11 protein-coding genes are annotated in these 11007 nt (G+C 31.5%); 3 read left to right on the forward strand and 8 right to left on the reverse strand.

Annotation, left to right across the window (positions count from 1 at the left end):
- Positions 1-205 precede the first annotated feature (205 nt).
- Complete coding sequence (gene panD, locus CD032_RS07180; protein WP_019468752.1) at positions 206-589, reverse strand: aspartate 1-decarboxylase; 384 nt, start codon at positions 587-589, stop codon at positions 206-208.
- Between the two features lie 125 nt (positions 590-714).
- Here panD and CD032_RS07185 point away from each other — a divergent pair, with 125 nt between their 5' ends.
- Positions 715-1587 (forward strand): oxidoreductase, encoded by an 873-nt coding sequence (locus CD032_RS07185; protein ID WP_019468751.1) that lies wholly within the window; start codon positions 715-717, stop codon positions 1585-1587.
- 288 nt (positions 1588-1875) lie between these two features.
- Here the strand turns inward: CD032_RS07185 and CD032_RS07190 are convergent, their stop codons facing one another.
- Complete coding sequence (locus CD032_RS07190) at positions 1876-3147, reverse strand: Y-family DNA polymerase (protein WP_019468750.1); 1272 nt, start codon at positions 3145-3147, stop codon at positions 1876-1878.
- A 148-nt stretch (positions 3148-3295) separates the two neighbouring features.
- Between CD032_RS07190 and thmT the strand changes: the two genes are divergently transcribed.
- On the forward strand, positions 3296-3484 hold the full coding sequence (gene thmT / locus CD032_RS07195) for a 2-hydroxymuconate tautomerase (RefSeq protein WP_040029848.1): 189 nt from the start codon (positions 3296-3298) through the stop codon (positions 3482-3484).
- A gap of 645 nt (positions 3485-4129) precedes the next feature.
- On the opposite strand, the gene CD032_RS07200 is transcribed toward thmT, so the two are convergent.
- On the reverse strand, positions 4130-5107 hold the full coding sequence (locus tag CD032_RS07200) for an LCP family protein (RefSeq protein WP_019468748.1): 978 nt from the start codon (positions 5105-5107) through the stop codon (positions 4130-4132).
- Positions 5108-5247: 140 nt separating this feature from the next.
- On the opposite strand from CD032_RS07200, the gene msrA reads away from it, so the two are divergent.
- Positions 5248-5748, forward strand: coding sequence for a peptide-methionine (S)-S-oxide reductase MsrA (msrA, locus tag CD032_RS07205; protein WP_026034773.1), 501 nt, complete (start codon positions 5248-5250; stop codon positions 5746-5748).
- 65 nt (positions 5749-5813) lie between these two features.
- On the opposite strand, the gene CD032_RS07210 is transcribed toward msrA, so the two are convergent.
- From CD032_RS07210 to CD032_RS07230, 5 genes are read right to left on the reverse strand one after another with little or no spacing between them, the layout of a single operon-like run.
- Complete coding sequence (locus CD032_RS07210; RefSeq protein WP_019468746.1) at positions 5814-6725, reverse strand: D-ribose ABC transporter substrate-binding protein; 912 nt, start codon at positions 6723-6725, stop codon at positions 5814-5816.
- 15 nt (positions 6726-6740) lie between these two features.
- Entirely contained in the window at positions 6741-7688 is a 948-nt protein-coding gene (locus CD032_RS07215) for an ABC transporter permease subunit (RefSeq protein ID WP_019468745.1), read from the reverse strand.
- Positions 7675-9165 carry a sugar ABC transporter ATP-binding protein gene (locus CD032_RS07220; RefSeq protein WP_019468744.1) on the reverse strand — a complete coding sequence of 497 codons (1491 nt, stop codon included), beginning with the start codon at positions 9163-9165 and terminating at the stop codon, positions 7675-7677. Before CD032_RS07220 ends, CD032_RS07215 begins: the two co-directional genes overlap by 14 nt.
- A gap of 12 nt (positions 9166-9177) precedes the next feature.
- The gene (rbsD, locus tag CD032_RS07225) at positions 9178-9567 is read right to left on the reverse strand and encodes a D-ribose pyranase (protein ID WP_019468743.1); all 390 of its coding nucleotides are present in this window, start codon (positions 9565-9567) and stop codon (positions 9178-9180) included.
- Between the two features lie 46 nt (positions 9568-9613).
- Positions 9614-10621, reverse strand: a complete 1008-nt coding sequence (locus tag CD032_RS07230) for a LacI family DNA-binding transcriptional regulator (protein WP_019468742.1) — start codon at positions 10619-10621, stop codon at positions 9614-9616.
- Positions 10622-11007 lie beyond the last annotated feature (386 nt).

Consider the following 11007-nt stretch of genomic DNA (forward strand, 5'->3'; position numbering starts at 1 on the left):
AGCCAATCACTCATTTCTGTAGTAATAATTGTTGTTGTTTACAACGCTAAATTTGAAAGTATTTTCAATATATTACCAAATATAAATATGAGCCTAGCGCAGTTTTCTTTTGTTAGAAAGCTACGCTAGGCTCATATCGTTTCATTCTCGTATTTCGATATAATTTGGATGGGACTGTTTATATTTCAAATGTTATTTTACATAATTAGTTTAGCAATTTTCCTTCTTCTTCTTGTATCATCTCTATAATTTCATTTTTTTCATTCATAAGCGCGACTTTTGGTTTGTGATTTAATGCTTCTTCTGCAGTAACTTGTACATAAGACATAATAATAATAATATCATTTACTTGAACAAGCCTAGCAGCTGCACCATTCAGGCATATCTTTCCACTATTACGTTCCCCTTCAATCACATAGGTTTCTAACCTTTCTCCATTGTTATTATTAACAATTGCAACTTTCTCATTAGGTAATATATCTACTGCATCTAAAATATTACGATCTATCGTGATACTACCAACATAATCAAGGTTAGCTTCTGTTACACGTGCACGATGTATTTTTCCATTCATCATAGTTTTTATCATTTGATTTATGCTCCTGTTCAAAATATATTTTTACATTTTTAGTTGATTAACACTTCATTATTGATTACCAACATAAACATATCTATTATAATTTTATTTTCTAAATAAACGGAGGTCAACTATAAATGAAAAAGATAGGTATTATTGGTCCTGGTGCTGTTGGTAGCTGCATCACAGTTCAACTTTTAGCAACAGAACATAAAGTCTATTTAATTGGTCGACGTAATGAGCACATTACCTATCAAGATGCTTCGAATAATGTAAATATAGTACTTAATGTTGTTAAAGCATCAGATATTACTGAACCATTAGATATTATATTCATCGCTGTTAAAATTCCACATTTAGAGGGGTTATATGAACAAATCAAGCATTTATCACAAGATACTACTATTGTTATACTAGCTCAAAATGGATATGGACAACACTTAAAACTTCCTTTCCCACACATATATCAAGCTGTAACTTATATTAGTGGTCAAAAAACCGCTCAACATGTGATTCATTTTAGAGATGAAATACTGCATTTACAACAAGATGATAACACTATATCATTGAAAAAATTATTAGCTTCAAGTGGACTTTCACTTGTGTTACATAAAAATATTGAAGTGGAAATCTGGTATAAACTATTAGTTAATTTAGCAATCAATACAGTTACAGCTCTTGGAATACAGCCTGCATCTATTCTTAAGCAACCCCATATTAAATCATTATGCATATCGTTATTAAATGAGGGTTATATGATAGCTAAACATTCTGGTATCAACCTTTCTGATAACGTTATTGAAGAAATAATGACAATTTATCAAGGTTATCCAGATGATATGGGAACAAGCATGTATTATGATGTACTTTCAAATACCCCATTAGAAATCGATGGAATACAAGGTTTTCTATATCGACAAGCTCGAAAGTGTAAATTAACAACACCTCATCTAGATACAATTTACGCTTTATTACTATCTAGACATCATACTTTTTTAAATAACTCATAATAGTAATGTAAAGTCTATGATATATTCTTCTTATCATGCCAATATTATATTTAAATATTTAATAGATGTGCGTTAGTTTTTTTACTTACCTAGCATAGACAAATCATCTATTTGTTATAGATACGTTATATAAATTGTATTTGTTAAAAAGCTAACTAAGTTTGATTCAACAGCTACTTTAGGGACGGGCTACACCGTATAAACTTACTTAAAATTATCCCCGTTCCATATATTACTAATGAAATTGATTTATGACTATATTAAACGTTCAGTTTATCATTTTAATTTTTACATTTTATGCCCTGCCATAAGTCCTAAACGCCCATGTTTTGTTCCTGCATCTGTATAGGAAATTGCTTTAGATACGATACCTTTACCAAATTTTTGATGTAGTGCATCAATCGTTTTGGCCAATTTTTCATTCCTTTTTCTTTCGTATTCATCTATAAATAAATTCAACTGTGTATTTCGCTCATCTATAAACTGCGTGAGTGAAATGCTCACCGTTCTGTACAACATTGTTGGATCACATAATTTATCTGCTAAATATTCAACCACCTTAAAAATAGTACCATCTAAATTTGTTGGGTCTTCTAATGTGTATTGTTTCTGCACCCCTCCTTGGTCACTATAACCAAATGAAAAGTGTATCGTCTTAGCTAATTTATTTCTTGCTCTAACACGACTCGCGACGTCTTCAATTAATTCCTGCATCACTATTTTAGCTTCATCATAATGGTAATCACGCATCAATATTTGACTCTTACAAATTGAAGGATTAACTACACTATATTTGTCTCTTATTCTACTTTGGTCAATACCATTTGCATGCAAATGTAAGTCCACACCTACAGTACCAAAATCCCTTTTTAAATATTGATATGGATAATGAGCCAAATCACCTATAGTAAAGATACCTCTTTTATTCATTTTTGCTTCTGTTTTTCTACTAATACCCCAAAATTTACTCAATGGTGAAATAGGCCAAAGTTTGTGCGACACATCTTGATATCTCCATTCAGCAATGAAATCATCAGTATGTTTTGCTTCTATATCCATTGCAACTTTACTCAATAACATATTTGATCCAATACCTATTGAACACTGTATACCTGTTTCTTCTAGAATTTCATATTGTAATTTTTTACAAAAAGATTGAATTGTACTACTAAATCTGTGATAACTATTTGTTACATCCATAAAAAATTCATCAATACTATATTGGTGTAAATCTTCTGGAGCAACATAACGTAAAGCGATTTTAGAGATTGCTACTGAAACTTCCAAATATTTTCTCATGCTTGGATTGATAATATATATATCATTTCTATGAGGGATTTCGAATAATCTTGACCCTGTTTTAATGCCTATAGCTTTTAGTGGACCCGTAGCAGCCAATACAACCGATCCCTGTCTCTTAGTATCCGCAACAACTGCTAACTTTTCTTTCATTGGGTCTAATCCTTTTTGTATACAAGAGACACTTGCAAAAAAACTTTTTTGATCAATACATAATATATCTCTTTCCTCTAACAGATTGTAATCATAAAATTCATACATATAACATTCCTCCCTTAATCACTTACATTATATAAGAACATACGTTCTATTTCAATACAAATAAGAACAAATGTTCTTTTTTGTATTTTTTATAATTTTGTGAATTTTCATGCTATAATGTATAAAAATAGCTTTAGGAGGAATTTAAATGCCAATAGTAAATGTAAAACTGTTAGAAGGTCGTTCTGATGAACAACTAAAAAATTTAGTCACAGAAGTTACTAATGCAGTAGAGAAAACAACAGGTGCTAACAAAAACGCTATACAAGTTGTAATAGAAGAAATGAAAGCTTCTCATTATGGTGTTGCTGGAATTAGAAAATCAGATCAACAATAAATTACACATCAAAAAACTAGAACATAAGCATCAATTTCTATTATAAACATATAGAGATTGATGTTTTTTACTTTTCAAAGGTTTATTCATTGATCAATGATATGACCAAAGAAACGAATGATGCGTATAGACATATCAAACTATTTTCAACAACATCACTTATAGCGATTTTGCAATCGTGCGGACGCCCGGGGTAATGATATGAGTGAGAGACTACAGGCTCAAGCCATATCCCTAGACAAGCATGCACGATCAAAATCGTAAGTTTTTTATATAAAATGGACGCTTCCATCATGTGTACTCATATTAAGTTATATCTTTTGGTTAATTAAAAATATGACTTGCTATTAGTTGTATAAGTTAAATAATACGAAGCTATTTCTTTTGCATTAAAACACAACACTTATAGCGATTTTGCAATCGTGCGGACGCCCGGGGTAATGATATGAGTGAGAGACTACAGGCTCGAACCATATCCCCAGGCAAGCATGCACGATCAAAATCGTAAATTTTCAAATAAAAAAAGCTCCCTTCAAAGTTTACATTTTTAAGTGTCTACTTTGAAGGGAGCATATCAAAAAGGATTAGCCCTTTTTAAGTATGAGATTTATATTTCATTCACATTTAAATGAATGCTTTTATTCATCATTCATTCAAAAATTTCTGTACTTCTTCTTTGTTTTTTGCTTTATCGATTTCTAGCGCGCTACCATCCATTGGTGACTGAATATCTTGATAAGTGTTTGGTACAGGTAAAGTGATAGAGTCTACTTTTTTATCACCACGTATTCCAAAATTCAAACCAGTTTGAATGAGCGCAGAATCTGGCATATTCGTATTTAAATAACCTCTTAAAATACCTGCAACTCTAGGCAATTTAGGTAGCGTATCTAAACTAGCCAATTCTTGTTTAAGTGATTGCATGACTTGTTGTTGACGTCTTACACGTCCAAAATCGCCTTCCTCGTCATGTCTAAATCTAGCATAACCCAATAATTCTTTACCATTTAATCGATGGTGACCTTTTTTAAGCGATACACCTATATTTTTAGACATATCTTTTTCAACATCAATCGGTACACCGTTAGGTTCCAGTTCATCAATCATTTTTTCAAAACCGGTAAAATCAAGTATTGCATAATACTCAGGGTCTATACCTAAGTTTTTCTTTAATGTTTGTCGTAATAATTCAGGTCCACCGATAGAATAAGCTGAATTAATTTTATGTTGCCCATTGCCTGGTATATCTGCATAAATATCCCGCATTACAGACATCATCTTCATCTTTTTATGAATATAATCATATTGTGCAATCATAATCGAGTCGGTTCTAGAAATACCGCCTTGCTCTTTATCTGCACCTAAGACCATAATCGTAATTTTTCCATCATTTTTTTTAGCACCATTAAATTTATGTTGCTTGAGCGTTTTGCCATGATCTTTTGCGTATTCAATACCTGATTTATAACCATGAACAGAATAACCAACAATAATGGCTAAAATAATTACAATGATTAATATGACAATCGGAAATTTTTTTAATTTCTTCTTTTTTGTCCTACGCATCGTCGGTTGTTCTTCTGTGTTTGCACTTTCTTTACTACTGTGTTTGTGTTCATTCATATGTAATCAACCTTATATCTTCAAAATTGCACTGCTATGTACTATAATTAACATATATTAAAGTTATATAAAAACTGAATAAAAATCAAGTGATATCTTAATATATGGTACTAAGGTCTAATATGGAAAGGATGTTAAACATGAATATAAACAAGGCATACTTCGCTGGAGGTTGCTTTTGGTGTATGGTCAAGCCTTTCGACACATTTGAAGGGATTGAGAAAGTGACTTCTGGTTACATGGGAGGTCATACAGATAATCCGTCGTATGAAGAAGTTAAAACGGGTGACACCGGGCATTACGAAACAGTTGAAATAGAGTATGATGTCGCTCTATTTTCCTACAATAAATTATTAGAAATATTCTTTTCTGTAATAGATCCAACTGATGAAGGTGGACAATTCCAAGACAGAGGGTCACAATATAAAACAGCAATTTTTTATACAAATGAAGACCAAAAAGCGGTAGCTGAAGATTATGTAGAACAATTAAAACAAAGTATAGATAAAGAAAAAGCTATTGCTACAAAAATATTACCCGCTTCTACATTTTATGAAGCTGAAGCGGAGCATCAAAATTTTTATAAGAAAAACCCTGAACGATATGCTCAAGAACAACAAGAACGACAAAAATTTAAGTAAACACATAAAAAAACCGGTGCCTTATGCATCCGGTTTTTTATTTATTACTCAAGCTTCAAAATGATTTATTGTCGTTTCATTTCTAAAGGTATTTTATTCTTTTTCTCAACCTTTTTACCATTATATAAATTCATTATTGTTTTAATACTTTCTTCTCCCATCAAATTAGGTTGTTGCGCAACTGTAGCAAACAACTTACCCTTTTCAACAGATTTTATCGCATCTTCATTACCATCAAAACCAATGACTTTAATATCCTTATTTCCTATCGCTTCTACTGCTCCTAAAGCCATTTCATCATTTTGAGAAAAAATAGCTTTGATGTCAGGATGAGCTTGAATAATATTTTGCGTTACATTTAAACCTTCTGTTCTATTAAACTTAGCACTTTGTTTGGAAACTACATCAAGTGATTTATCTGCGACGTTATGAAAACCTTTACCACGTTCACGTGTAGCACTGGCACCAGGAACGCCCTCAAGTTCCGCTACTTTCGCATCTTCACCCAATTCATCGACAATGAGTTCACCACCCATTTCACCGCCTTTGATATTATCGGAAGCAATAAATGAAGCAACATCCCCTTTAGCTACATCTCGGTCTAACGTAATAACTGGTATTGCCTCATCATTCGCGATTTGGATACTACCTGATATCGCATCAGAATCTGTTGGATTTACAATCAGATAATCCACTTTTTGTTGGATTAAATCATCAATATCGTTAGCTTGTTTCGCTGCATCATCTTGAGCATCTGCAAACTTAACTTTGACACCTTGTTTCTTTGCCTCTTTCTCAATACCATCTTTAATTTTCACAAAGAAAGGGTTATTTAAAGTAGAAATACTCACACCAATAACAACATCAGATTTTTTCTTATCTACTTTACCATTATCATTTTTTTCTATGGGTGATTCTAGGGAACAACCTGTTAAAAATAATAAAATAGCTATTGTAGTTATAAAAAGTTTTTTCAATATCAACACCTCCAATTATTTATTTTTTCTGTCTATCAGTACTGCAATAATAATAACGACACCTTTAACCACTTGTTGGTAAAATGAAGATACACCTAGTAAATTCAAACCATTGTTCAAAACACCAATAATTAACACACCAATTAATGTTCCAACTATACGACCTTTACCACCAGTTAAAGAAGTTCCTCCTAGTACAACTGCTGCAATGGCATCCAATTCATAGGACATCCCTGCTGTTGGTTGTGCTGAATTTAAACGTGAAGTTAAAATTGATCCTGCCATAGCTGACATTAAGCCGGCTAAACTATAAATCATTATTTTAATTTTATTAACTTTAATTCCTGAAATAAATGCTGCTTTTTCATTACCACCCATAGCATAGGTTTGTCTACCAAATACGGTTTTATGTAGCACAATATATAATATGATAAATGTAATAAACATTGTGACAGCTGGTACTGGAATCCCTAAAAAATAACCCCTACCAAATAATTGAAATGCGTAACTGCCATTTAAATTTGTAATAGGATTTCCATCTGTAATGACAAGTGTTAATCCTCTAAACACAGTCATTGTAGCTAGCGTTGCAATGAAAGGTGCCATTTTACCTATTGTGATGAGTAAGCCGTTCGCAGCTCCCAAAATCGCACCAAATATACACCCCATGAATAGAGCTACAATAGAATCCATACCTGAAACCATTAAAATCGCTACAAAAGCACTAGATAACGCTAACGTTGAACCTACTGATAAATCAATGCCTCCAGTCAATATTACGAAAGTCATGCCAAATGCAATCAAACCATTAATAGAAACTTGTCTTAATAAATTAAATAAGTTAGAAGGTTCTAAAAAAGCACTATTTAAGACACTAATAATAACAACTAATAGTATTAACCCAATAAAAGGTATAATTTTTTCCAAATACGAATAAGAAAATGATAATTTAGACTGTTTCATTTATTTTTCCCCCTGTAGCCAAAGTCATAATACGTTCTTCTGTGATAGCTGAACCCTCTAATGTTCCTACAATGGATCCTTCATGTACAACCGCAACTCTATCACTCATACCTATAATCTCTGGTAGTTCTGATGAAATCATAATAATAGACATACCTCGGTCAGTTAATTCATGCATCAATTGGTATATCTCACGTTTAGCACCTACATCAATGCCTCGTGTTGGTTCATCTAGTATTAACACGTGCGGTGCGGTCGCAATCCATTTAGCTAAAACTACTTTCTGTTGATTACCACCTGATAAGTTGCCACAAGTATCTCCTATTTTGCCTTTAATATTTAAACGCTGAACCATTTGTTCTGAATATTGTTCCATAGCATGTTGCGTTAAAAAACCAGAACTAGAAAAACTTTTCAAAGCAGGTAGTGTAATATTTTCTAAAATTGAATCTTGTAAAACTAAGCCTTCTTCTTTTCTATTTTCAGTGATAAAAGCCAGGCCTTGTGAAATGGATTGATTGGGATTTTGAATCTGTAATTGCTGATTGTTAAGTTTCACTGATTTATTCCCTTTATCTAAGCCAAAAAGTACTCTCATAATTTCTGAACGACCGGCCCCCATCAAACCACTAAAACCAAGTATTTCACCTTTATGTAAATCAAAATTAATATGTTTTAAATGATGTTCAGCCGAATCTAAATTTTCAACAGAGAGCACAACATCACCTTGATGATATTGTCTAACAGGGTATTGATTATCTAAATCTCTACCAATCATAGATTTTACTATCTCAGCATGCGTAGTATTTTGAGTTTCTTTAGTTAATATCGAACGACCATCCCTCATTACTGTAATACGATCTGAGATTGCAAAAATTTCTTCCATTCTATGTGATATATATATAAAAGAAACGCCTTCTTTTTTTAAATTTTTGATTTGTTCAAACAATGTATTTATTTCATTATTTGTCAGAGCAGCAGTAGGCTCGTCCATAATAATGATTTTCGATTTTTCCATTAATGCTTTACTGATCTCGAGCATCTGTTGCATGCCGACTGATAAAGTACCTGCCATGCGATTTAAATCGATATCAATATTTAATTTTTTAAAAATAGCCAAAGCACGTTGTTTCATTTTTTTATTATCAACAATGCCAAAAATTTTTGTTTCTTCTTTTCCTAAAAATAAATTTTCAAGCACTGTAAGGTTTGGCCAAATATTTAATTCTTGTTGTATAAATGACACACCGTTTTGTTCAGCATCCATCGTATTTTTAAAATGAATAGGTTGACCATCTTCTAAAACATTACCGCTATCAGCGTTATATACACCTGTTAATATTTTCATGAGTGTACTCTTACCTGCACCATTTTCACCCATTAATGCATGTATTTCTGCATCATTGATTTCAAAATCAACACCTCTTAAGACATCATTTTGACCAAATGATTTATGAATTTGATTCATCGTTATCATATTTTTCACCCCTTAAAATAAAACACCGCTTGATAAAATTGCATTTGCGTAAGGTGTCGCTTCACCTGTTCTTATAATTGCTTTAACATCCTTACTATACATTTTTAATTTTTCATGGGATTCCGTGACCATATCAATATTTTCAGCTAATAATTTCACATATAACGCACTATTTTGTTTTATCATTTCATTTGCAATGGTAAGCTGTTCAATTTTCATATGTGCTTTAACTAAATTAAATACTTCTTCAAATGAAGGGTGCCCAAAAGTTAATGCTAAATCAATTTTTTTAACACCATCTGGTATTGGTAATCCACAATCAGCAATGATAATTGTATCTGTATGCCCTAAATCACTTAATACCTTAGAAATTTCACTGTTCAAAATACCTGTTTTATACATTTAATTCCCCTTTCGTTAAATCATATTTTATGTAACCCGTTACATATTATTGCTCAAATCTAACACTACCTCTACGTTTAGTAGATAACTTTAGCGTATTTTCTTGTTGATTTACTACACAGTTTTTATTTAATTTTAATAAAATTGATACCGCTTGTTGTCCTAAAAAATATGCGGACTGATCAATAGTTGCAATTTGAGGAAATGTCATTGTAGAGAAAGGTATATTGTCATAACCCACAATTTGAATCTCTTCAGGAACTCTCAATTGAAATTGCTGAATAAGTCCCATTGTTTCAATTGCAAGTACATCGTTGCTACATATAATGCTATCAATATGTAAATCTTTAACTAATGAAATAAATGCACTTTTATTTTTTAAAGTCTCTGCTGAACAATCGTAATAACTTACATCATAATTGTTCAATGCTTGTTTAATGCCATCTATTCTCAATTTAAATGCCTCAATATTCAAATCTAAATGAAGGATTAAAATATTTTTTGGTTTACCTTCTAACACAAGTCGAGCTTGTAATTGTCCGCCTTCAAAATGATTCATAGAAATACCATTACCTTCATCTTTAACACGATCTACAAATACATAATGAATACCTTGCGATACTAATAACTTTTCGATTTGATCATCAGCAAATGCTGTAGTAATCGCGCCTACACAATTATAAGCATTGAAAGTAGAAAGATAATCTTTAGCCTTATCAACATCGTTGTCACTATTTCCAATTAAAACTTGAAAACCATGCGCAAGCGCTATATCTTCAACACCTCTCGCTATCAATGTAAAAAAAGGATTACTGATATCTGGCAATAATAAACCAATCATTTTTGACTTTCGTTTATATAATGTACGTGCTGCTTCATTAGGTTGATAGTTAAGCTCATGAATCGCACGTTCAATTTGTATTTTTGTTTGAGCTTTTACATATCCATTATTATTTATAACTCTAGATACCGTTGCTACAGAACAACCAGCTAACTTAGCTACCTCTTTTATTGTTACTATAAAAATCACCTCTATTTTTGTAACCGTTTTCATAATATCATAATAATTTCTCTTTTGGTAGTTTATTTGAAATTTTAATTTTTATATTACTTTATATTCCATGTTTTTATTAATTTATTTATATAGCTCAAAAACGTTGGTTTATACTAATCGGACCAAAAATATAAATATCTTACCATTTTATTACTAAAAAACTGACGTATTGCTTACTTTAAACGTATTTTATAAACTATTGCGCTAATAGTTATACTAAATAAAAATATATTCAAATTTTCATTTACTTTTATTAAGTTATAATTTCATCATTTTCTTGAAAACCACATTTCTTTCACCACATATAAATATAAATAAAAAAGACTCATCCTGTTAATGAACTGCACCCTGTCAAGTAGACAGTGAAAAAAACAAAATGTTTATGG

Origin of the sequence: Staphylococcus cohnii subsp. cohnii (assembly GCF_002902365.1) — a bacterium.
In the GTDB taxonomy this organism is placed as follows: Bacteria; Bacillota; Bacilli; order Staphylococcales; family Staphylococcaceae; genus Staphylococcus; species Staphylococcus cohnii.

Bases quoted from the DNA above. Each gene is read 5' to 3' on its own strand.
- thmT (WP_040029848.1), top strand. From the start codon at position 3,296: ATGCCAATAGTAAATGTAAAACTGTTAGAAGGTCGTTCTGATGAACAA.
- CD032_RS07200 (WP_019468748.1), bottom strand. From the start codon at position 5,107: ATGAATGAACACAAACACAGTAGTAAAGAAAGTGCAAACACAGAAGAA.
- rbsD (WP_019468743.1), bottom strand. From the start codon at position 9,567: ATGTATAAAACAGGTATTTTGAACAGTGAAATTTCTAAGGTATTAAGT.
- CD032_RS07220 (WP_019468744.1), bottom strand. From the start codon at position 9,165: ATGATAACGATGAATCAAATTCATAAATCATTTGGTCAAAATGATGTC.
- CD032_RS07190 (WP_019468750.1), bottom strand. From the start codon at position 3,147: ATGTATGAATTTTATGATTACAATCTGTTAGAGGAAAGAGATATATTA.
- panD (WP_019468752.1), bottom strand. From the start codon at position 589: ATGATAAAAACTATGATGAATGGAAAAATACATCGTGCACGTGTAACA.
- msrA (WP_026034773.1), top strand. From the start codon at position 5,248: ATGAATATAAACAAGGCATACTTCGCTGGAGGTTGCTTTTGGTGTATG.
- CD032_RS07215 (WP_019468745.1), bottom strand. From the start codon at position 7,688: ATGAAACAGTCTAAATTATCATTTTCTTATTCGTATTTGGAAAAAATT.
- CD032_RS07185 (WP_019468751.1), top strand. From the start codon at position 715: ATGAAAAAGATAGGTATTATTGGTCCTGGTGCTGTTGGTAGCTGCATC.
- CD032_RS07230 (WP_019468742.1), bottom strand. From the start codon at position 10,621: ATGAAAACGGTTACAAAAATAGAGGTGATTTTTATAGTAACAATAAAA.